The organism is Leifsonia sp. NPDC058292, from assembly GCF_042880955.1.
Lineage (GTDB): Bacteria > Actinomycetota > Actinomycetes > Actinomycetales > Microbacteriaceae > Leifsonia.
Map to the genome: position 1 here is coordinate 45,748 of NZ_JBHVYL010000010.1, position 20,248 is coordinate 65,995.

The 20,248-nt window shown below is 69.2% G+C and carries 21 protein-coding genes; 16 read left to right on the forward strand and 5 right to left on the reverse strand.

Annotated features, from left to right (window positions below; genetic code table 11):
• Positions 1–269: 269 nt before the first annotated feature.
• The 12 genes from ACFVWR_RS08075 to ACFVWR_RS08130 are packed head-to-tail and all read left to right on the forward strand — an operon-like array spanning position 270 to position 10,363.
• Complete coding sequence (locus tag ACFVWR_RS08075) at positions 270–611, forward strand: flagellar basal body rod protein FlgB (RefSeq protein WP_387209976.1); 342 nt, start codon at positions 270–272, stop codon at positions 609–611.
• On the forward strand, positions 611–1,003 hold the full coding sequence (locus tag ACFVWR_RS08080; protein ID WP_387209858.1) for a flagellar basal body rod protein FlgC: 393 nt from the start codon (positions 611–613) through the stop codon (positions 1,001–1,003). Before ACFVWR_RS08075 ends, ACFVWR_RS08080 begins: the two co-directional genes overlap by 1 nt.
• The gene (fliE, locus tag ACFVWR_RS08085; RefSeq protein WP_387209860.1) at positions 1,003–1,317 is read left to right on the forward strand and encodes a flagellar hook-basal body complex protein FliE; all 315 of its coding nucleotides are present in this window, start codon (positions 1,003–1,005) and stop codon (positions 1,315–1,317) included. Before ACFVWR_RS08080 ends, fliE begins: the two co-directional genes overlap by 1 nt.
• Positions 1,317–2,915 carry a flagellar basal-body MS-ring/collar protein FliF gene (fliF, locus tag ACFVWR_RS08090; protein WP_387209862.1) on the forward strand — a complete coding sequence of 533 codons (1,599 nt, stop codon included), beginning with the start codon at positions 1,317–1,319 and terminating at the stop codon, positions 2,913–2,915. Before fliE ends, fliF begins: the two co-directional genes overlap by 1 nt.
• Positions 2,912–3,931, forward strand: a complete 1,020-nt coding sequence (fliG, locus tag ACFVWR_RS08095; RefSeq protein WP_387209864.1) for a flagellar motor switch protein FliG — start codon at positions 2,912–2,914, stop codon at positions 3,929–3,931. Before fliF ends, fliG begins: the two co-directional genes overlap by 4 nt.
• Positions 3,921–4,517: a FliH/SctL family protein gene (locus ACFVWR_RS08100; protein WP_387209866.1), complete on the forward strand. Its 597-nt coding sequence runs from the start codon at positions 3,921–3,923 to the stop codon at positions 4,515–4,517. Before fliG ends, ACFVWR_RS08100 begins: the two co-directional genes overlap by 11 nt.
• Positions 4,514–5,920, forward strand: coding sequence for a FliI/YscN family ATPase (locus ACFVWR_RS08105; protein WP_387209868.1), 1,407 nt, complete (start codon positions 4,514–4,516; stop codon positions 5,918–5,920). The genes ACFVWR_RS08100 and ACFVWR_RS08105 overlap by 4 nt, the downstream gene beginning before the upstream one ends.
• Positions 5,920–6,354, forward strand: a complete 435-nt coding sequence (locus tag ACFVWR_RS08110) for a hypothetical protein (protein ID WP_387209870.1) — start codon at positions 5,920–5,922, stop codon at positions 6,352–6,354. The genes ACFVWR_RS08105 and ACFVWR_RS08110 overlap by 1 nt, the downstream gene beginning before the upstream one ends.
• Positions 6,351–7,124 carry a C40 family peptidase gene (locus ACFVWR_RS08115; protein WP_387209872.1) on the forward strand — a complete coding sequence of 258 codons (774 nt, stop codon included), beginning with the start codon at positions 6,351–6,353 and terminating at the stop codon, positions 7,122–7,124. The genes ACFVWR_RS08110 and ACFVWR_RS08115 overlap by 4 nt, the downstream gene beginning before the upstream one ends.
• Entirely contained in the window at positions 7,121–8,677 is a 1,557-nt protein-coding gene (locus ACFVWR_RS08120) for a flagellar hook-length control protein FliK (protein ID WP_387209874.1), read from the forward strand. Before ACFVWR_RS08115 ends, ACFVWR_RS08120 begins: the two co-directional genes overlap by 4 nt.
• A 46-nt stretch (positions 8,678–8,723) precedes the next feature.
• Positions 8,724–9,167, forward strand: a complete 444-nt coding sequence (locus ACFVWR_RS08125) for a flagellar hook capping FlgD N-terminal domain-containing protein (protein WP_387209978.1) — start codon at positions 8,724–8,726, stop codon at positions 9,165–9,167.
• 26 nt (positions 9,168–9,193) lie between these two features.
• A complete protein-coding gene (locus ACFVWR_RS08130) occupies positions 9,194–10,363 on the forward strand; it encodes a flagellar hook protein FlgE (RefSeq protein WP_387209876.1) in 1,170 nt (389 codons plus the stop codon).
• Between the two features lie 107 nt (positions 10,364–10,470).
• Here the strand turns inward: ACFVWR_RS08130 and ACFVWR_RS08135 are convergent, their stop codons facing one another.
• The 4 genes from ACFVWR_RS08135 to ACFVWR_RS08150 form a co-directional block, all read right to left on the reverse strand.
• Entirely contained in the window at positions 10,471–10,758 is a 288-nt protein-coding gene (locus ACFVWR_RS08135) for a three-helix bundle dimerization domain-containing protein (protein WP_387209878.1), read from the reverse strand.
• 45 nt (positions 10,759–10,803) lie between these two features.
• Positions 10,804–11,013: a hypothetical protein gene (locus tag ACFVWR_RS08140; protein ID WP_387209880.1), complete on the reverse strand. Its 210-nt coding sequence runs from the start codon at positions 11,011–11,013 to the stop codon at positions 10,804–10,806.
• A 71-nt stretch (positions 11,014–11,084) separates the two neighbouring features.
• Positions 11,085–12,650, reverse strand: coding sequence for a molybdopterin-dependent oxidoreductase (locus ACFVWR_RS08145; protein WP_387209882.1), 1,566 nt, complete (start codon positions 12,648–12,650; stop codon positions 11,085–11,087).
• Positions 12,651–12,737: 87 nt separating this feature from the next.
• On the reverse strand, positions 12,738–13,301 hold the full coding sequence (locus tag ACFVWR_RS08150) for a TetR/AcrR family transcriptional regulator (RefSeq protein WP_387209884.1): 564 nt from the start codon (positions 13,299–13,301) through the stop codon (positions 12,738–12,740).
• Between the two features lie 135 nt (positions 13,302–13,436).
• Between ACFVWR_RS08150 and ACFVWR_RS08155 the strand changes: the two genes are divergently transcribed.
• Entirely contained in the window at positions 13,437–14,903 is a 1,467-nt protein-coding gene (locus ACFVWR_RS08155; protein ID WP_387209886.1) for an MFS transporter, read from the forward strand.
• On the opposite strand, the gene ACFVWR_RS08160 is transcribed toward ACFVWR_RS08155, so the two are convergent.
• A complete protein-coding gene (locus tag ACFVWR_RS08160) occupies positions 14,817–16,085 on the reverse strand; it encodes a DUF4185 domain-containing protein (protein WP_387209888.1) in 1,269 nt (422 codons plus the stop codon). The two genes, ACFVWR_RS08155 and ACFVWR_RS08160, sit on opposite strands and share 87 nt — an antisense overlap.
• A 149-nt stretch (positions 16,086–16,234) precedes the next feature.
• On the opposite strand from ACFVWR_RS08160, the gene ACFVWR_RS08165 reads away from it, so the two are divergent.
• The 3 genes from ACFVWR_RS08165 to ACFVWR_RS08175 all read left to right on the forward strand — a co-directional run bounded on the left by ACFVWR_RS08165 (position 16,235) and on the right by ACFVWR_RS08175 (position 20,103).
• Entirely contained in the window at positions 16,235–17,269 is a 1,035-nt protein-coding gene (locus ACFVWR_RS08165) for a LacI family DNA-binding transcriptional regulator (protein WP_387209890.1), read from the forward strand.
• Positions 17,270–17,413: 144 nt separating this feature from the next.
• The gene (locus tag ACFVWR_RS08170; RefSeq protein WP_387209892.1) at positions 17,414–18,328 is read left to right on the forward strand and encodes an ROK family protein; all 915 of its coding nucleotides are present in this window, start codon (positions 17,414–17,416) and stop codon (positions 18,326–18,328) included.
• The gene (locus ACFVWR_RS08175) at positions 18,328–20,103 is read left to right on the forward strand and encodes a class I mannose-6-phosphate isomerase (protein ID WP_387209894.1); all 1,776 of its coding nucleotides are present in this window, start codon (positions 18,328–18,330) and stop codon (positions 20,101–20,103) included. The genes ACFVWR_RS08170 and ACFVWR_RS08175 overlap by 1 nt, the downstream gene beginning before the upstream one ends.
• The last annotated feature ends 145 nt before the right edge of the window (positions 20,104–20,248 follow it).

Genomic DNA, 20,248 nt, shown 5'->3' on the forward strand with positions numbered 1-20,248 from the left:
TCCAACGCTCGACTTTCGAACGCGCGTTCGAAATTACCACCGTGTAATTCGCACCGTGTAATGAGCTGTGGATGACTCTGTGGGTAAACCGGTCACGTCACTGGAAAATCGCCCCTGATATCGCGGCGCTCCGAGCGCCCGCCGCAATTGATTCGCACCGGTCGCTAACCGACCGGGGGAGTCGGCCGATAACACTCAGTGAGCACGGATCGCTCGACGAACTGGCCATGGACGGGCCGAACGCCATTGACGACCCCGATGAGGTGCCTGTGCTCGAATCCGTGACCAGTGCCGCGCTGTCGAGCGCGCTGGACGGCCTCGCCGCTCGCCAGCGCGCGATCGCGAACAACATCGCCAACGTGAACACCCCGGGCTACACCGCGGAGCGCGTGTCGTTCGAGGATGCTCTCGCCCGCTCCGTCGCCGACGGCGACGGTCACGCGGCCTCCAGCACCGGGCGTTCGCTCGAGCCGACGAGACTCGACGGCAACAACGTGAACCTCGACACCGAGACGCTCTCCAACGTCGATACGGTGCTGCGGTTCCAGTTCGCCTCGCAGGCGGCCGGCAGCCAGTTCTCCACCCTTCGAGCGGCGCTGAGGACGAGCTGATGACCTTCGACGCGATCGGGATCGCGGGCACCGGACTCACCCTGCACCGCAAGTGGCTCGACGCCATCTCCGACAACATCGCCAACATCAACACGGCGAAATCCGCCGACGGTGATGCGTTCCAGGCGCGCTATGTCGTCGCCCAGGAGGGCGAAGGCGTCAGCGGCGCGTATGTCGCCGGCGCCGCATACGGCAGCGCCGAGGGCCGCATGGTCTACGAGCCCGACAATCCCGTCGCCAATGAGGACGGTTACGTGCGCTACCCCGACATCGACCTCGGGTCGCAGATGGGCTCGCTCATCATGGCGCAGCGCGGATACCAGGCGAACGCGGCGGTCGTCGACCGCGCGAAAGAGACGTACCAGGCAGCCCTCGAGATCGGACGCAACTGATGCCCATCCCCGCAATCGGAGCCATCGGCGGCGTCGACGCCGCATCCGCCACGAGTGCCGCGGCCGGCGCGACCGCAACCACCGGCACGGGCGGTGTCGCCTTCGGCAACGCGCTCACGGGCGCCGTCGACAACCTGCAGCAGTTGCAGTCCACCTCGGACTCGCTGGCGATCCAGGCCGTCACCGGCAACCTCGACGACATCCACGACGCCACCATCGCCTCCTCGCGCGCCCAGGTCACCATGGAACTCGTCGCGGGTGTTCGTAACAAGGCGGTCGACGCGTTCAACGAGATCATGAGGATGCAGGCCTGATGCCTCAGCAGGTCACGAGCTTCTTCCGACGGATCGGCGACACGATCCGCGGCTTCTCGTTCGCCCAGCGCACGATCGCGATCATCGGTGTCGCCGTCGTCGCGCTCGGCATCACGGGGCTCACGATGTGGGCGGCGCAGCCGTCGTACACACCGCTGTTCTCCGGGCTGCAGGCCACGGATGCGTCGAGCATCGTCGACCAGCTGAAGACCGACGGCGTTCCCTACGAGATCACCGACGGCGGCAGCACGATCATGGTGCCGCAGCAGAAGGTCTACGACGAGCGCCTGAAGGCGGCATCCGCGGGTCTGCCGACGGCGAGCACAGGCGGGTACTCGCTGCTCGACAAGATGGGGGTCACCTCGTCGGAGTTCCAGCAGTCGGTCACCTACAAGCGTGCGATGGAGGGTGAGCTCGGAGCGACGATCGGCGCGATGAAGGGCGTCAAGACCGCATCCGTTCGCCTCGCCATCCCCGAAGACACCGTGTTCGTGTCGGAGAAGAAGGACCCGACGGCGTCGGTGTTCGTGGAGACGCAGAACGGCGTGACGCTCACCGCCGACCAGGTGCAGGCGATCGTGCACCTCACGAGCGCGGCCATCACCGGCATGCAGCCGACGGATGTCGCCGTCATCGACGCTTCGGGTACCGTGCTCAGCGCGGTCGGCACAGGCGCGGTCGGAGGAGCGGACAAGCAGGCGAGCGACTACGAGACGCGGGTTCGCTCCGCCGTGCAGGCGATGCTCGACAAGGTCGTCGGCGCGGGCAACGCGACGGTCGTCGTGGCCGCCGATCTCAGCAGCGAGTCGGCCCAGCGCACCGAGGAGACGTACACCACTCCCACGAACGCACCGTCGCTGAGCGAGACCACGAACAAGGAGACCTACACCGGCTCGGGCGGCTCGGCGGCCGGGGTGCTCGGACCGGACAACATCGCGGTGCCCGACGGCGCCAACGGCAACGGCACGTTCAACTCCGAGTCGGCGACGAAAGACAACGCCGTCGACAAGGTCACCGAGCAGCGCACCATTCCCGCCGGCGCAATCAACCGTCAGACCGTCTCGGTCGCGCTGAACAAGGATGCGGTGACCGGTGTGAGCGAGACCGAGGTGCGCAACCTCGTGAACGCGGCGGCGGGAATCGATCTGAAGCGCGGCGACTCGGTGAGTGTCGAGATGGTCAACTTCAGCCAGGCCGGCGCCACGGAGGCGAGCAAGGCCATCCAGCAGGCGAAGGATGCGGCAGCGGCCGACCAGCTCAGCGGCATCATCCGCACGTCGATCATCGCGGTCGCCGTGCTCGCCGCCGCGATCATCGTGTTCGCCCTGTTCCGGCGCGGCCGCAAGCGCTCGGCCGAGCAATCGGCGCTCGAAGACGACGCCGACACGCTCGCGCTGGACACGCTTCCGTTCCCGCTGTCGATCGACCAGACGCCGACCGTGCCGATGCAACTCGACCCCGTGCCGGAGCCTCCCGTCACGTCGGCCGAGGTCGAAGCCGACCGTCGCCGCTCCGAGATCGAGTCGCTCGCCGAGCGCGATCCGCAGAAGACCGCTGAGTTCCTCCGCAGTCTCATGGAGGATCGGCAGAGCGTATGAACGACCTCAAGACCCCGCTGACCGGGGCCCAGAAGGCGGCCGTCGTGCTGATGAACATGGATCAGCAGCGTGCCGCTCAGGTGATGAAGCAGTTCTCGGAGGCCGAAGCCGACGAGATCACCGCGGAGATCCTGCGGCTGCGCCGGGTCGACCCTGCGGTGGCCGAGAAGGCGCTCAGCGAGTTCCACGAGCTCACCGTTCGGGGCGGCATGTCGACCCGCGGTGGGCGTGACATCGCCGTGGGCCTGCTCGAAGCGTCGTTCGGTGCGGAAAAGGCCGTCGGTGTGATGAACCGTGTGGCGTCGACGATGGCCGGCAAGCAGTTCGAGTTTCTCGACTCGGTCGAGCCGGGACAGATCCACATGCTGCTCGCCGGCGAACTGCCGCAGACGATCGCGCTCGTGCTCGCCCACCTGAGGGCAGACCATGCCTCGCGCGTGCTCTCCGGGCTCGACGAGGACCTGCGCACCGAGGTCGCGCATGCGATCGCCACGATGGGGAGCGCGAGCCCGGACGCCGTCCGCGTCGTCGCCGACACTCTGAAGCAGCGGGCGAGCGCGGTCGTCTCGTCCCGCGAGGCGTCGGACGTCGTGGGCGGCGTCCAGCCGCTCGTCGAGATCATCAACAGGGCCGACGCCAGCACCGAGAAGGCGCTGCTCGAAGCCCTCGAGCGTCGCAACCCGGAGCTGGCAGAAGAGGTGCGGTCGCGCATGCTGACCTTCGCCGACATCGTGAAGCTCGAAGCGCGGGATGTGCAGCAGGTGCTTCGGGGTGTGGACGCGGCGATTCTCGCGGTGGCGATGAAGGGCGCGAGCGAGCCCGTGGCCGAGATCATCACGGGCAACCTCTCCGAGCGCAACCGCGAGATCCTCGAAGACGAGATCCGGGTGCTCGGCCCGGTGCGGATGTCGCAGGTCGAAGACGCCCGCGCCGAGATCGTGCGCGCGATCCGCGACCTCGAAGCCGAGGGCGCGATCACCGTGCAGCGCACCGACGAGGACGCTTATGTCGAGTGACGTCGCCTTCTCCCGCCTCCCGATCCCGGTGCTCGCCGAAACGGAGCAGTCGCACGCCGCCGCGCAGTCCGCGCGTGCGCGGGGGTACGCCGCCGGCTACGCAGAGGGGCTGCGGGTCGCCGCGACCGAGCAGTCCGCCTGGCTGGCCGCGGCCGAACAGGACCGCGCGCAGCGGGCAGACCTCGCGACCCAGCACACGGTCCGCGCGCTCGCCGTGCTGAGAGCGGCCGCCCTCGAACTGACCGAGAGCACGCTTCCCGTGGTCGAGGATGCTGAGGGGACGCTCGTCGCCGCGGCGTTCGAACTCGCAGAAGCCGTCGTCGGCCACGCGCTCGGCGACCGGCTCGCCGCCGCAGAGGCCGCCGTGGCGAGAGTGCTCGGCGACGATCTCGCCGGGCAGGTGAGCGTCATCCGCCTGAACCCCGACGATGCGGCGGCCATCGCCGAGACGGCGACCGAGCTTCCGGTGCGACTCGTGGCCGACCCCGCCGTCGCCGCGGGAGACGCGATCGGCGAGCTCCCCGACGGGTGGCTGGATGCGCGCATCCGCACCGCCCTCGACCGGGCTCGCGAGGCGATCGCATGAACGCCACCGCACCCACGGTCACCCGACCCACGACACCCGCCCTCGGCTCGCGTGCCGTATCGGACGCGTCGACCGGGCTCGGCCGCCGCATCCGGTCTGCCGCCTCGGCCGCACGCCCCGAGCGCGTCGGACGCGTGGCGAGCGTCGTCGGTCTCGGCGCCGAACTCGTGGGTGTCGACGCGGCGATCGGCGACCTCGTGACGATCGGCGAGAATCCGGGCGTTCACGCCGAGGTCGTCGCCACGACGAGCGACCGCATCCGGTGCATGCCCTTCGGGCGCCTGACCGGGATAGCCGCCGGGGCGCCGGCCCGCGCGGTGCGGACGCCCCTGCTGGTTCCGACCGGGCACGGTCTGCTCGGTCGGGTGATCGACGCGCTCGGGCGCCCGGTGGACGGCAAGGGCCCGATCGACGTCGACACGTACGTGCCGATCGACCACCGCGCTCCCGAAGCCATGCGCCGGGCGCGCATCGACACCCCGCTCGGCCTCGGTGTGCGCGTGCTCGACACGCTCATCACTGTGGGCCGAGGGCAGCGGCTCGGTCTCTTCGCCGGTTCTGGCGTCGGCAAGTCGTCGCTGCTCTCGATGATCGCGCGCGGCACGGAGGCCGAGGTCTCGGTGATCGCGCTGGTGGGGGAGCGGGGGCGTGAGGTGCGGGAGTTTCTCGAAGACGACCTCGGTGCCGCCGGCCTCGCGCGGTCGATCGTCGTCGTCGCGACCTCGGACGAACCCGCGATCATGCGTCTGCGCGCGGCGTTCGTCGCCACGCGGATCGCCGAGTCGTTCCGCGACGAGGGTGCGCACGCGATGCTCATGATGGACTCGCTCACCCGGGTCGCGATGGCGCAGCGGGAGATCGGCCTCTCGGTCGGCGAACCTCCGGCGACCCGCGGGTATCCGCCGTCGACCTTCTCCCTGCTGGCGCAACTGCTCGAACGCGCGGGCACGGGCGAGACCGGTTCGATCACCGGCATGTACACGGTGCTGGTCGACGGCGACGACCACAACGAGCCGATCGCCGACGCGGCACGGTCCATCCTCGACGGCCACGTCGTCATGGACCGCAGGCTTGCGGTCATCGGTCACTTCCCCTCCGTCGACGTTCTCGGCTCGATCTCGCGCCTGGCGTCTCGCGTGACCACGCCGCAGCAGCGTGAGGCCGCGGTGGCGTTGCGCAGCATCCTCGCCGCCAAGGTCGCTGCGCAAGACCTGCTGGATGTCGGCGCGTACAAGCCGGGAAGCAATCCGCGGGTGGATGCGGCGGTGGAGCACGAAGACGCCATCAACGCGTTTCTGCGCCAGCGCCTCGGCGACCCCGCGAGCGCCGCAGAATCCTGGGCCCGGCTCGACGCGCTCGACGCGCTGCTCGGGCGAACGACCGCGACGCTCGGAGGTGCCTGATGGCCCGCGCTTTCCCCCTCGCCGGCCTGCTGCGGCTGCGGCAGATCGAGAAGGACCACGCGGCGAGCGACCTCGCCGCCGCCAATGCTTTCCGGCGCGACGCCGACGACCGTCAGGTGCGAGCGATCGCCGCGCTGCACAACGTGTCGGTCGAGGCCACCGACGCCGCCTCGCTGTTCGCGCTCGCCGCAGCGCGCGCCTCCAGCCGCAGCATGCTCGCCGACCTTGCGGCCCTCACCGACCGCGCCGAGCGCGAGGCCGCAGAGGCACAGGCGGCGTTCGGGGACGCGAAAGCGCGGGCCGTCGGGCTTGAGAAGCTCGAGACCCGGCACAACGACGGCGTCGCGGCGCACGATCTCTCCACCGAACAAGCGGCCATCGACGAAGTGGCCACGGGCGCCTGGGTGCGCGAACGCGAAGGAAGTGAATCATGACCGTGACGGATGCCCTCAGCAGGATCGCCCAGATCCAGTCAACTCTCGTGCAGCTCGACAACCCGGCCAAGGTCTCGACCGCGACGGCATCGACCTCCTCCACCTCTGCGACTGACTTCGCCGGCGCCCTCGCCGGAGCGGTCGGCACCACGGATGCGGGCACTCTCGGCGACGGCACCGTGACCGGAGACGACGTGGTCGCCGACGCGAAGAAGTACCTCGGTGTGCCCTACGTCTTCGGCGGAACCACCTCGAGCGGACTCGACTGCTCGGGTCTCGTGCAGCGGGTCTACAAAGATCTCGGCATCGACGTGCCGCGGCTCGTCTCGGGGCAGGCGAAGCTCGGCACCGAGGTTGCGTCGCTCGCCGAGGCGAAGCCGGGCGACCTCATCGTGACCGGCGGAGGCGAGCACATCCTCATCTACGCGGGCGACCACAAGGTGATCCATGCGCCGCGCGAGGGCAAGAACGTGAGCCTCGTGGAGGCGTACATGGACGACTCGGAGATCGACACGATCCGCCGCGTCGTGCCGCAGGCGTCAACCGTAACGGCCTCTGTGGGGTCGGGCTCGGCTTCGGCGCTGTCGGCCCTGTCAGCGATGTCGGGGATGTCCGGTCTGTCGGGTCTGTCGGGGATGTCCGGCTTGTCCGGCTTGTCCGGCTTGTCGGGTCTGTCGGGCTTGTCGGGCTCGTCGAGCAGCGCTGCGGCGTCGCAGGCCGCCATGCTTCGGGGGCTGCTGCAGTCGATGCTGTCGGGGAGCTCGCTGTGAGCCCGCTGGTCGCGGCGGGCGCACCCGCATCCGTCATCGCACAGGGCCCGTCGACGGCACGTAAGTCATCGGCGGGCGGAGACGCGTTCGGTCAGTTCCTCGCTGGCGCGACCGAGAGCGCAGCGGCGACGCCCGACAGGCATCGCTCGGCGACTCGGGACGCGCGCCGGGATGATCGGGTGGCGCACGCGGCGTCGTCGGCCGGTACTCGTGCAGACGCCCCGGCCGACGCGCGCGCGCCGGGGGAGTCGGATGCCTCCGCTTCTCAGTCCGCGGACTCGGAGACACCCGCCGCCATGGCCGGCGTCGCTCCCGCGCAAGCCGTTCCGGTCGAGCAGGCCGCCGCATCCGCATCCACCGCTGCCGCGGTGGCGCCGGCGGTTCAGCCAGCCGAAATCGCCGCCTCGTCGACCGCGCCCGTCGCACCAGCCGCCTCGGGCGCGACGCCGCCTTTTGTGCCGACCCCCGCATCCCCAAGCCCCAGTCAGGCGGCGGCGCCAAGCGGTGCCGGGTCGCCGTCCCTCGCCGCGGCCGGCCCGCTCGCTTCGACGGCGGATGGTGCAGGCCAGGAGGCTTTCGGCGCAGCGGCGTCGGCTGCAGCGGGCGCCTCGAGCACAGCCGGGCAGACGGGCCGCAGTCTGCGCGGCGGCAACCCGGTCGGACAGGGTCTCGCTGGGGCGGGCGCCGCTTCGGTGGGGCGTGAACCGGCCACCGGCGACGACGCTGTCGCTGCCCTCGGGCGGCTCAACGGAACGCAGTCGGCCTCCGCGGCCGCTCACTCCGCAGCCGCTCCACCAAGTATCGCCGGGACCACCGCCGCAGCGGCACCGACCGCGGGCGTGGCTCCGGCCACTGCCGCACCGGCACCGACGGCCACCGCGCTCTTGCCGGCACAGACAGCAGCAGGTTCGGCCGCGATCACCGGAGCACCAGCCGGCGCAAACCCCAGCGCGCCGAGTCGTGCAGCATCCGTTGCCCCGTCGGATGCGACCGCTCCCACCGTCGCGCCCCCCGCCTCCGCCTCGATCGCGGCGCCCGCACTCGCAGCGCCGACGGCCGCGGCATCCTCGACCCCCGCATCCGCACCCGCCCCGACCCCGACCAACACGGCGGCCGACCTGCCCTCGCAGCTCGCCCGCCCGCTGTTCACCCTGGCTTCCGCCGGGCGCGGCGAGCACGTGATGACGGTGCACGTCACGCCCGACACCCTCGGACCGGTCACGGTTCGGGCGCACGTCGGAGCCGAGGGCGTTCGGGTCGAACTGTTCGCGCCGACCGACACGGGCAGGGATGCGTTGCGGGCGATCCTGCCCGACCTCCGCCGCGATCTCTCGGGCGCCGGCCTCAACGGATCGCTCGACCTGTCGTCGCAGAACCAGCCGTCGCAGAGCGGGGACGGACGCCCCGGACAGCCGCAGAACCCCGCCCAGAACGCCTCCCGTCAGCCGGGCGAGGATGCACGCGCCCGCGCGCGCGCATCCGTCGAGCCTGACCAGTCTTCGCCCGGCCACCGGCTCGGCGATCCCGTGCACACCATCGATCTCGTCGTCTGACCTCACGGCAGACGAACGACACAACAGTTCAGGAAAGAAGGGAGCCATCATGGTCGACTCCGTGACCGGTAACGACTCTGTGACAGCCACCGGCATCTACACGACCCAGCCGACCCGGGTGCCCAAACAGAGCCTCGACGGCGAGGCGTTCATGAACCTGCTCGTCACGCAGCTGCGCAATCAGGATCCGAGCTCGCCGATGGACACCAACCAGATGATCTCGCAGACGACGCAGCTGGCGATGATGGAGAAGCTGACCAACATGGACAGCACCAACCAGGAGAACTTCGCCCTGCAGATGCGCATGGCCGCCGCGAATCTCGTCGGCCACACCGTCAGTTACATCGACAAGGACGGCGCCACCAAGACCGGCCTCGCCTCCTCCGTCTCCTACGAGGGCTCGGTTCCCGTCGTCACCGTCGGCGACCAGAAGATCAACCTCGATTCGATCTCCGGCGTGGTCACCCCCGCGCCGGCCACCACCGTCTGACCCACCGAAACCAGAAAGGCAGCATCATGCTCCGTTCGCTCTACTCCGGAATCTCCGGCCTCCGCTCGCACCAGACCATGCTCGACGTCACGGGCAACAACATCGCCAACGTCAACACCACCGCCTTCAAAGCTGGCGCGGTGCAGTTTCAGGACACGCTCTCGCAGCTGGTGCAGGGAGCCGGGGGCCCGCAGGCGCAGACCGGCGGAACGAACCCCGCGCAGATCGGTCTCGGCGTGCTCGTCGCGGGCATCTCGACGAACTTCACGCAGGGCGCCGCACAGGCCACCGGCCGCCCCACCGACATGATGATCAACGGCGACGGGTTCTTCGCCGTCAACGTCGGCGGCGAGATCCAGTACACGCGCGCAGGCTCGTTCGACCCGGATGCCGACGGCCGCCTCGTCGGCCCCGGCGGCGCGATCCTCCAGGGCTGGAACGCGGTGAACGGTGTCGTGCAGCAGGGCGGCGCCCTCGGCGACGTGACCATTCCGCTGAAGGCCGTCACTCCGGCATCCGCCACCACCGCCTCCAGCGTCACCGGCAACCTGCCCTCGACCGCGGCCGTGGGCGACCAGCTCGTGCGCGACATCAAGGTCTACGACGCGAACGGCGCCGAGCGCGACCTCTCTCTCACGTTCACCCGCTCGGCAACGGGATGGGATGTGTCGGGCACAGACGGAACGGCCACCGCCACCGGCGCGCTCGCCTTCACCAACGGCGCGCTCACCTCCGGCGGCACGCTCACGGTCGGCGGCGTGGCCGTCGACCTCAGCAAGGTCACCGGCTTCGCCGACCTCACGACCGTCGCGTTCAAAGACCAGAACGGCAGCAAGGCCGGCACCCTGGAGTCGTTCACCCTCTCGAAGGACGGCACGATCATCGGCCTGTTCTCGAACGGCGACAAGCAGGCCGTCGGCCGCATCGCCCTCGCGACGTTCGTCAACCCAGGTGGTCTGGAGAAGGCCGGCGGCTCGACCTACCGCGCGACCGTGAACTCGGGTGCGGCACAGCTCGGCGCTCCCGGCTCAGACGGCCTCGGCACGCTGCAGGGCGGCTCCCTCGAGATGTCGAACGTCGACCTCTCGCAGGAGTTCACCAACCTGATCGTCGCGCAGCGCGGTTTCCAGGCCAACGCCCGCATCATCACCACCTCCGACGAGGTGCTGCAGGAGCTCACCAACCTGAAGCGCTAGCACGCGCGCTCCGCGAGGGGCGAGTAGATGCGGCCTGGCAGGCGTGCCAGGCCGCAACAACTCGCCCCTCGCGGCGGCAACGCGGCGCGCGTGCCGCCCGCGGCAGGTCAGCCCTTGCGCTTCTCGTTCTTGAGGGTCTGCTTCGCGCTGTGTTCGACGAGCACGGGGATGTAGTCCCTCAGCTTCGCGCTCTGCAGGCCGTCGTAGGCCTCGGCGACGACCTTCGCGACGTGCTCTTTCGGCACTCCGTCGAACTTCTTCGCGAGACGGGTCACGACGTCGTCGATGGCCTCGGTCTCGTGCTTCTTGTCGTGGTTCTTATCGTGCTTCTTGTCGTGCTTCTTATCGTGCTTCTTGTCGTGCTTCTTATCGTGCTTCTTGTCGTCGCCGCTCACGCTGCTCAGCTTCGGGGGCCGAGGTGAACGAATGCTGTGCGCGGGTCACTTGGCGCACTGCGACCATTCGCCCCGCGGAAGATGGTGCTCCTCGCCGAGAACGTCGACGACCCAGTCGCTCCCGTCGATGCGGAGGTAGCGGCCGGCGACGATCTCGGAGGTCCACCCGTCGGCGGTCTGCGCCCAGCGGATGAACTGCACACGCTCGCCGACATGGGGTGCGTTGCCGGTCTGGGCCGTCCACCGCTCGGTCATATCCCCATTCAAGGGTGTATCCATCCTGATATCCAACAGACACGCGCTGAACTTTCGGAGCTCGACGTGCGTCAAGCAACGCTGATGAGGGTGCGTTGCAAACCAGTGGAGCCGTTCGGTGCGATGGGTCGACGCTGGTCGTCCTGCACTTTTCCGTTCTTGTCGGTGGCTCTCACCGTGACGTAGTGGGTGCCGCTTTCCGCCGTCCAATCCAGGAACCACTGCACCCAGGTGTCATCGTCGACCGCCGTGCTGAGTGTCGCCCGCTGCCAGTCGCCCTGGTCGATCCGCACATCCACTCGTCCGATGCCGACGGTCTGCGCCCAGGCGACTCCCGCGATCTTGGTGGCGCCTTGCGGGATCGACTTGTCGAGCCGAGGGGTGTCGATACGCGACGAGAGCTTGATCGGGGCCTTCGCGCTGTAGCCGCGCGGAGTCCAGTAGGCCTGGTCGGCCGCGAACGTCGTGACCTTCAGTTCGGTGAGCCATTTCGTGGCCGAGACGTAGCCGTAGAGGCCGGGCACGATCATGCGAACCGGGAAGCCGTGCTCCAGCGGCAGCGGTTCGCCGTTCATCCCGACGGCGAGGATGGCGTCGAGTTTCGGATCGGTGAGCGACGAGAGCGGGGTGCTCGCCGTGAACCCGTCCATGCTGCGCGAGAGCACCATGTCGGCGCCCGATGTCGGCGAAGCGGTGCGCAGCAGGTCGCGCACCGGGATCCCGAGCCATTTCGCGGTGCCCGCGAGGTTGCCGCCGACCTCGTTCGAGACGCACGTGAGGGTGATCGCGTACTCATCGAGACCCATCCGCAACAGCTCGTCGAAACCGATCTCGACCGGCTTGTCGACCATGCCGCCGATCTTCAGCCGCCAGGTCGCGGGATCGATCGACGGAACCGTGAGTGCCGTATCGACGCGGTAGAAGTCTTTGTTGGGGGTGAACAGCGGCGAGATGCCGGGGATGCGCAGCTCGGCTCCGGCGGGAACTATCACCTTCTTGCCGGGCGCCGGCAGCTTCAGTGCGGCGCGCAGAGCGGTCACCGACGAGGTGGCCGCGTTGGCGACGCGTGCGCCGACCCCGACGACGAGCGCCGCAGCGCCCGCGATCGCGGTGAGCCGGAAGAAGCCGCGGCGGTCGATGGCGGCGCTCGCCGCATCCGGTTCGCGCAGGTGGTCCCGCCAGGCGCGGAGGCGGCGCGCCGTCAGATACAGCAGCGTTGCTCCGACGATGATCCCCACGATGCCGGGCAGGGATGCCAGTGCGCCCGCGCTCGACCTGGTCACGGTGGCGACGACCGAGAGCGCGCCGGCGACCACGATCAGCGCCGCGCCGAGTGGAGGCCGCACGTACTCGATGACCCCGGCGACGGCTGCGGCGACCACGACGGCCACGGCGAGGCTCAGCAGCAGGAACGGCTTGTCGTTCGACCCGAAGGTCTCGATCGCGAACTCTTTGGCCCAGCGCGGAACGATGTCGATCACGAACGAGCCCACCGCGAGGATGGGGCTCGCCTCGCGTGCGACGATCAGCGCCACCAGCTCGGCCGCAGCCAGAAATGCGCCGGCGCTCACCACTCCCGCCGCTGCGGCGAACGGCCAGATGCGCCGCCCTCTGATGCTCGGCTTCTTCGCGTGCACGGTCGCCTCCGGTTCCGCGGCGACCTCGCCTCCGCTACCCCCTATTCGGTGCGGACGCTCTGCCGGATGGCTCCCGTGTGCGCCGGACTACCGCGCGCGCAACCCGTCGATCGCCAGCTCGACGACCTTCGTGCGCTGGGCGTCGTCTTCGAATGCGACCCCGGCGATGCCTGAGACCATTCGAACGACGTCGCCGATGACCACGTCGTCTCGCACCTCGCCGGACTTCTGGGCGCGTTCGAGCAGCGGGGAGCCGCTGTCGTAGATGGCGGTGCGGCAGGTGAGCAGCACGGGGGAGTCCTTGTTGAGGCCGTCGAGCAGGGCGTGCTTCGTGCCGATGTACGAGACGAAGCGGTGCAGCCAGGTGTCGAGCGCATCCCACGGCTCGAGTGATTCGGCGTCGCGGGCGGCGCGCACGACCGATTCGACCTCGTCCACGTACACCGCCTCGATCAGGGCGTCGCGGGTGGGGAAGTTGCGATACAGCGTGCCGATGCCGACCCCGGCGCGGCGCGCGATGTCTTCGAGGGATGCGGTGCTCCCGTGCGCGGCGAACGCCTCGCGTGCCGCGGCGAGCAGCGCGTCGAAGTTGCGGCGCGCGTCGGCTCGGTGCGGGCGCTGGGCGATGAGCGCGCTGTCGGTGTCGGTCATGGGTCCTCCAAAGAAGAGGCTTGCGTAGCGGAGGCGTCCTCCGCTACTCTAAAACGGAGGGTCCCTCCGATCGGAGCCTCCCTCCAATTCTAGCCGATTCCTCTCGGCGAACCCCTCGAGAACGGAAAGATCTCAATGTCTCGATCCCATCCAGCCCTCACCTTCGCCATTCTGGCGCTGAGTGCCGGCTCCTTCGCCACCCTCCAATCCCTTGTCGTGCCGGTTCTGCCGGTGATCCAGCAAGACCTCGGCACCACCACCTCCGGCGCAACCTGGACGATGACTGCCTGGCTCATCTCCGCGGCCGTCGCGACCCCGCTGCTCGGCCGCGTCGGTGACATGGTCGGAAAGCGCCGCATCTTCGTCATCGCGATGCTGGCCGTCGCCATCGGCTCCGTGATCGCCGCGGTGGCTCCCTCGATCGCCGTGCTCATCGTGGCGCGGGTCATCCAGGGAGTCGGCGGCGCCATGTTCCCGCTGGCGTTCGGAATCGTGCGCGACACGTTCCCCGCCCATCGCCTGCCCTCGGCCATCGGCGCACTCGCGTCGGTCATGGCCATCGGCAGCGGTCTCGGCACCGTTCTGGCCGGACCGCTCTCGGATGTGCTGGGCTGGCGCGGCCTGTTCCTGGTGCCTGTCGTGTTCACCGTCAGCTCCGCCGTGCTCGCGATGATCTTCATCCCCGAGTCCAGTTCACGCGCGCCCGGCGGCATCAACCCGTGGGCGGCCATCCTGCTCTCCGGCTGGCTGGTCGCGCTGCTGCTCCCGCTCAGCACGGGAAGCCAGTGGGGCTGGGGCTCGCCGCTGGTGATCGGTCTCTTCATCGCAGCGGCGGTGCTTCTCGCCGCCTGGATCGCCGTGGAACTGCGCTCGCGCACCCCTCTCGTCGACATGCGCATGATGCGCCTGCCGAGCGTGTGGGCGATGAACGCCGCAGCGGTGTTCGTCGGCGCCGCGATGTTCGCCGTGTTCTCCTTCTTTCCCCGGTTCACGCAACTCCCGACCTCGACCGGCTACGGACTGGGTGCGACGGTGGCCGGTTCTGGCCTGCTGATGCTGCCCATGCTCGTCACGATGGCGATCACCGGTTCTGCCAGCGGTCCGCTCGCCCGGTTCGTCGGCTTCCGCGCGCAGGTCATCATCGCGAGCCTGATCATCGCCGTCTCCAGCGTGGCGATCGGGCTGTTCCACGGATCCTTGTTCATCGTCTCCGCGGAGGCGGGCGTGTTCGGCCTGGGCCTCGGCCTCGTCTACGCGGCGATCACGAGCGTCGTGGTGCAGAGCGTGCCGGCGACCCAGACGGGCGTCGCCAGCGGGATGAACGCCAACCTCCGCACGGTCGGTTCCGCGATCGGCGCCGCCCTGATGACCGCCATGGTCACCGGGGCGATCGGTTCCGACGGCCTTCCGGCGGAGTCGGGCTACACCGACGGCTTCGTCACCGCGGGGCTACTCGCCCTGGGAGCCGCGGCCGTGACCGTTCTGTCAGTGGTCGTCGCGCGCGCCAAGCGCACGTCAGCGGAAGTCGGCGCGGCCGAGCGGGCTGACGAGGTGCCTGAGGTCGCGCCCGCCGAGCGCGAGCCGGAGCCCGTGCTCGGCTGACGCATCCCGCGACCGTCGCCGTCCGCTCGTCGTGCCTTCGGGACAGCGACGGCGGATGGCGACGTCCACGTCGATGTAGCGCGGGCGATAGTTGTCGACGTTCGCGTAGACATCGTCGGTCGAGAAGCTGTTGACGTTGTAGGTGACGAGCAGGGTGTCGCGGTCGCCGAGCTCCGGATGCGCCTTCGCGTTGTACGTGAACACGTTTCCGCCGGTCTCGGGGGTCGTGTAGAGCAGCGTCTTGTTCGTGAACGGCCCCGTGAGCGAGTCGCTGCGGTACATCACGACCTTTGCGCTCAGGATCTCCGTCGTGTCACCCGTGACGAGCGTGTACCTGCCCTGGAACTTGGTGACGCTGAACTCGTTGGAGACGCCGTCCATGATGCGCGCCGACGCGGATTCGGCGGCCGACCATCCCGAGCCCGTCCAGAACTCCCAGGGCTTCGTCGTCAGGTGGTTGGTGCGCACGCGGGCGAGGTGCAGATACTTGGTCGACTGCAGGTCTTCGACGCCGTAGACGTAGGTGTACCCGCCGTCTTCGTAGATCGCGGAACCCCACTGCACCGTGCCCGCCGGGCGCTTCGTGATGCCTTCGAGGGCCATCGTCCGCAGGGAGAACGACGCGACCGCCGTTCCCTTGAACGCGAAATCGAACGGCTGGTCGCCGGTGCGCACGAACTCGAGCAGGGTGACGCGCAGGTGGTTGCCCTCGACCGTGCCGTCGCCGAACCAGTACCAGTCCTGGTTCTCGTCGCCACCCGGAACCTGCACCAACGAGGCGGGGGCGGCGGTCGTTCCGCCGGTGTGCGTGGTGAGCCCGTGCCGGTCGTCGACCACGATCGAGTTGTGCACGAACGGGGAGTCGGTGGGCCGGGAGTGGTCGGCATTCACAGTGCCGAGAAACGTGTCTGAGTAGAGCCAGGCGATCTTGCCACCGGGCAGCGGCACGCTGTAGGCGGAGTCGGCGCCCGTCCAGCGGCCAGAGGTGTCGCCGTAGGTCTCGAACTCGGTGGTGAGCGACGCGTCGACGGATGCGGTGGTCGTGATCGTCTCGCTGCCGCCGGCGGGTGTCGTGCCCGGCGCCGGCGGGCCGGCCGTCGCGGCCAACGGTGCGGCGAGGGCGAGGCCGAGCCCGAGGGCGGCCGCGATCGCGGTGCGCCCGCGCAAAAGGGTGTGCGTCATGATTCTCCGATCCACGCTGATCCTGATATCGTTACCAACGCGCACAAGGTAGCACCGAATCCGCGTCGCTGTACAGCAATGGGCTCGGCCGGTCACGCCCGGTAGTAGGTTGAGTGCGACCCATGCGGCCTGTCAGACGAGGAGCGAGCATGACCCCAACGCCCCTCGGTGGCCCGCCACGGCAACCGACCATCAAAGAGGTCGCAGCCCTGGCCGGCGTGAGCCCGATGACGGTCTCGCGCACGCTCGCCGGGGGTAAGAACGTTCGCCAGGATGTGCAAGACCGCGTCTTCGAGGCGGTGGCCTCGCTCGGCTATCACCGCAACGAGAACGCTCGCAGCATCCGGCCGGGCCAGACGAGCGGCCTGGTGGGTGTGGCGATCACGAACCTCGGCAACCCCTACTACGGCAACTTCGCGCTCGGTGTCGAGGAGGTTGCGTCGCACTACGGCCGCCGTATCGTGCTCGGCAACACGGGCGAGGAACTCTCGCGCGAGCGGCAGCTCATCGCCGACTTCATCGGCCGCCAGGTCGAAGGCTTGATCGTCGTGCCGTCGGGCGGCGACTCCGGGCACCTCCAGCGCGAGATGCTGCGGGACACCCCGCTCGTGCTCGCCTCGCGAACGGTCGCCGGCGTCGAGGCCGACGCGGTGGTGCTCGACGACATCGGCGGCGCATACCGGGGAACCTCCGCCCTGCTCGACGCGGGTCACACGCGGGTCGCCTATCTCGGCAACGTGACGAGCGTCTTCACCGGCCAGCGGCGCTACGAAGGGTACGAAAGAGCGTTGGCCGAGCGCGGCATCCCGGTCGAGCCGAGCCTGGTTCGCCGCGGGCAGCAGGATGTGGCGACAGCGAGCGCGGCGATGCGTTCGCTGCTCGATCTCGAGCATCCGCCGACCGCGGTGTTCAGTGCCAACAACCGCAACACGATCGGCGCGCTGCAGGAGATCGGGGAGCGCATCCGCACCCGCTCGCAGGTGCCGCTGCCGTCCATCGTGAGCTTCGACGACTTCGAGCTGGCAGACATGATGCCCGTGCCGGTGACCGTGATCGACCACGACCCGCGCGAGCTCGGGCGCGAAGCCGCCCGCCTGCTGTTCGCCCGGCTGCTCGACTCCGCCGAGCCCGCGCCGGCCCGCAGCGTCGAGATGCCCACCCATCTCCGCGTCGCCCGCCCCTAGGGCGCTCATCTTCGGCCCGTGAGTCGCGCCTCAGGCGGGCTTCCGGGGCTCGCGAGGGTGTGTTTGACGCGACTCGGTTCTGTTGGTAACGTTACCAACGCGCCGCGCCGTACCTGACGTCGAGCGCCCGCGACGAGGAGGGAGATGACGATGGCTGTGCTGTGCATCGACTTCGGCGGCACCGAGATCAAGCTCGGGACGCTCGAAGGCGCCGACATCATCGACACCGCCTCGCTCCCCAACACCGGCGACGAGAGTGACCTCACGGCGGTTCGCGAGGTCGCGCTGCGGATGCCGGGGCGCATCGACGGGGTCGGCATCGCCGTTCCGGGTGTGGTCGACCGAGCCCGGGGAGCCCTCGTCGCCGCTCAGGAGAAGTACGAGTGGGCGACCGGACGCGATCTGCGAGCCTGGGCCGCCACCACGTTCGACGCCCCTGCCGTCATCGAGAACGACGCGCGCGCGGCGCTGCTGGGAGAGACGGCATTCGGATGCGCGTCCGGCGCGACCGACGCCGTGCTCCTGACGCTCGGCACGGGCGTCGGCACCGCGGCCATCGTCGACGGCGTGCTGCTTCGGGGCGCGCACGACCACGCGGGCATCCTCGGGGGCCACATCACGGTCGACCTCGACGGGCCGGTCTGCAATTGCGGCAACATCGGATGCGCCGAAGCGATCGCGAGCACGTGGGCCCTCCGCCGCGACGCCGCGGCGGATCCCGCTCTCGCCGCCGCCCTCGGCGCCCCCGGCATCCAGGCACTCGGCATCAAGAGCCTCATCGACCACAGCGCCGATCCGCTCGTCGCTCCCGTGCTCGATCGGTTCGTGCGCGCCTGGGGCGCTGCGATCGTCGGGCTCTGCCACGCGTACGATCCGAGCGTCGTGGTCGTCTCCGGCGGCGTGATGCGGTCGGCCGACATCCTTCTTCCGCGGTTGACCCGGTATGTGCACGATCACCTCTGGTCGTCGTCTTTCCGCCCACCGCTGCTCACGCCGGACGCGCCGGAGCACTCCGTGCTGCTCGGCCTCTCCGCCGCCGCCCCTCGAAAGGACCAGTAGTGACCGCACTCCGCTCCACCTACGACAAGCAGCCTTCGGTTCCGCTTCCGAGCGGCAGCCGGGTGTGGCTCGGGGCCGAGGCCTGGCCGCAGCTCGACGCGGCCGCGCGCGCCGCATCCGGTGATCGCGCTCCCGTGATTGCCGTGGACTGCTACCCGGGTGTCGACGTCGACGGCCTGGTGGCCGAGTTGAGTGCAGCGCTTCCCCTATATTCCGTCATCGACATGGAGGGCGCGCGCAAGCCGGCCGAGCAGATCGATGCGCTGATCGTGCGCAATCTCACCGACGACAGGGTCTTCGGCGTGATGAGCCATTTCACGCTCGACGAGTTCTATGTGGCCGACGAACTCATGGCTCTGGCTGCCGGGGTCGCCGACTCGGGCGAGCCGACCGTGCTGGTCGGCTGGGGCGCCGATCTGGTTCCGCTCGACGCCGACGTGCTCGTGCTGGCCGACCTCGCCCGGTGGGAGATCCAGCTGCGCCAGCGCGCCGGCGCCACCAACTGGCACGCGAACAACCCCGGCGACGACAATCTGCGCAAATACAAGCGCGGGTTCTTCGTGGAGTGGCGCACCGCCGATCGGCACAAGCGCACGCTCTTCGATCGCGTCGACTTCGTGCTCGACACGAACACCAGCATCGGCGAGGCGGGGCTGATCACGGGCGACGCGTTCCGGGGAGCGCTCCGAGCGACGACAGCCTCGCCGTTCCGGGTCGTGCCGTTCTTCGACCCTGGGGTGTGGGGCGGCCAGTGGATGAAGGAGCGTCTCGACCTCGACCCTGCCGCCGACAACTACGCGTGGTGCTTCGACTGCGTTCCGGAGGAGAACTCCCTGCTGCTCGAAGCCGACGGCCGCGTGATCGAGATCCCGGCGATGGATCTCGTGCTCTCGCAGCCGAGGGGTCTGCTGGGCGAGAAGACGTTTGCGCGGTTCGGGGCCGAGTTCCCCATCCGATTCGACTTCCTCGACACGATGGAGGGCGGCAACCTGTCACTGCAGGTGCACCCGCTCACCGACTACATCCTCGACACGTTCGGCATGCATTACACGCAAGACGAGAGCTACTACCTGCTCGACGCGGCCGACGACGCGGTGGTCTACCTGGGCGTCAAGACCGACGTGGACAGGGAGGAGATGGTCGCCGCCCTGAACGCCGCGCAAGACGGGGAGCACCCGTTCGAGGCGGGGCGGTTCGTCAATGTCTTTCCTGCGAAGAAGCACGATCACTTCGCCATTCCGGCGGGAACCGTGCACGCCTCGGGTGCCGACTCGATGGTGCTGGAGATCTCGGCGACACCGTTCATCTTCACGTTCAAGCTCTGGGACTGGGGCCGGGTGGGCATCGACGGCATCCCGCGGCCGATCCACCTCGAGCACGGGACGAAGAACATCCAGTGGAATCGCGACACCGAGTGGACGCGCGACAACCTGGTCGGGCAGGTCGAGGTGATCCGCGAGACCGAGGGCGCGCGCGAGGAACGCACCGGCCTGCACGAGCTCGAGTTCATCGAGGTTCGCCGCCACTGGTTCGAGACCGAGGCCCGCCACGACACCGAGGGCACCGTCAACGTGCTGAACCTGGTGGAGGGCGACAGTGTGGAGGTGGTGAGCCCGACCGGCGCGTTCGAGCCCTACCGCATCCACTACGCGGAGACCTTCATCGTGCCGGCGGCGGTCGGCCCGTACATCATCCGTCGCACGGCGGATTCGCAGAGCGAGACGTTCGCCACCGTCAAGGCTTTCGTGCGGGGCACCCGCGCGGACGACAACTGAACACTGGGCACCACCGAAACACCGCATCACCACAGCACGCACCGTCCGGCTCCTTGCAGGAGGTACCGAATACTGGTACTTTTGCAGATTGTTGGTAACGATACCAACAAGGTTTCCCGGGGGCGCATCAGAATGTGCCGGCCGT

Coding starts and splice junctions, on each gene's coding strand:
- fliG (WP_387209864.1), top strand. CDS start 2,912: ATGAACGACCTCAAGACCCCGCTGACCGGGGCCCAGAAGGCGGCCGTC.
- ACFVWR_RS08155 (WP_387209886.1), top strand. CDS start 13,437: ATGTCTCGATCCCATCCAGCCCTCACCTTCGCCATTCTGGCGCTGAGT.
- ACFVWR_RS08105 (WP_387209868.1), top strand. CDS start 4,514: ATGAACGCCACCGCACCCACGGTCACCCGACCCACGACACCCGCCCTC.
- ACFVWR_RS08080 (WP_387209858.1), top strand. CDS start 611: ATGACCTTCGACGCGATCGGGATCGCGGGCACCGGACTCACCCTGCAC.
- ACFVWR_RS08160 (WP_387209888.1), bottom strand. CDS start 16,085: ATGACGCACACCCTTTTGCGCGGGCGCACCGCGATCGCGGCCGCCCTC.
- ACFVWR_RS08115 (WP_387209872.1), top strand. CDS start 6,351: ATGACCGTGACGGATGCCCTCAGCAGGATCGCCCAGATCCAGTCAACT.
- ACFVWR_RS08110 (WP_387209870.1), top strand. CDS start 5,920: ATGGCCCGCGCTTTCCCCCTCGCCGGCCTGCTGCGGCTGCGGCAGATC.
- ACFVWR_RS08100 (WP_387209866.1), top strand. CDS start 3,921: ATGTCGAGTGACGTCGCCTTCTCCCGCCTCCCGATCCCGGTGCTCGCC.
- fliE (WP_387209860.1), top strand. CDS start 1,003: ATGCCCATCCCCGCAATCGGAGCCATCGGCGGCGTCGACGCCGCATCC.
- ACFVWR_RS08150 (WP_387209884.1), bottom strand. CDS start 13,301: ATGACCGACACCGACAGCGCGCTCATCGCCCAGCGCCCGCACCGAGCC.
- ACFVWR_RS08170 (WP_387209892.1), top strand. CDS start 17,414: ATGACGATGGCTGTGCTGTGCATCGACTTCGGCGGCACCGAGATCAAG.
- ACFVWR_RS08165 (WP_387209890.1), top strand. CDS start 16,235: ATGACCCCAACGCCCCTCGGTGGCCCGCCACGGCAACCGACCATCAAA.
- fliF (WP_387209862.1), top strand. CDS start 1,317: ATGCCTCAGCAGGTCACGAGCTTCTTCCGACGGATCGGCGACACGATC.
- ACFVWR_RS08130 (WP_387209876.1), top strand. CDS start 9,194: ATGCTCCGTTCGCTCTACTCCGGAATCTCCGGCCTCCGCTCGCACCAG.
- ACFVWR_RS08140 (WP_387209880.1), bottom strand. CDS start 11,013: ATGACCGAGCGGTGGACGGCCCAGACCGGCAACGCACCCCATGTCGGC.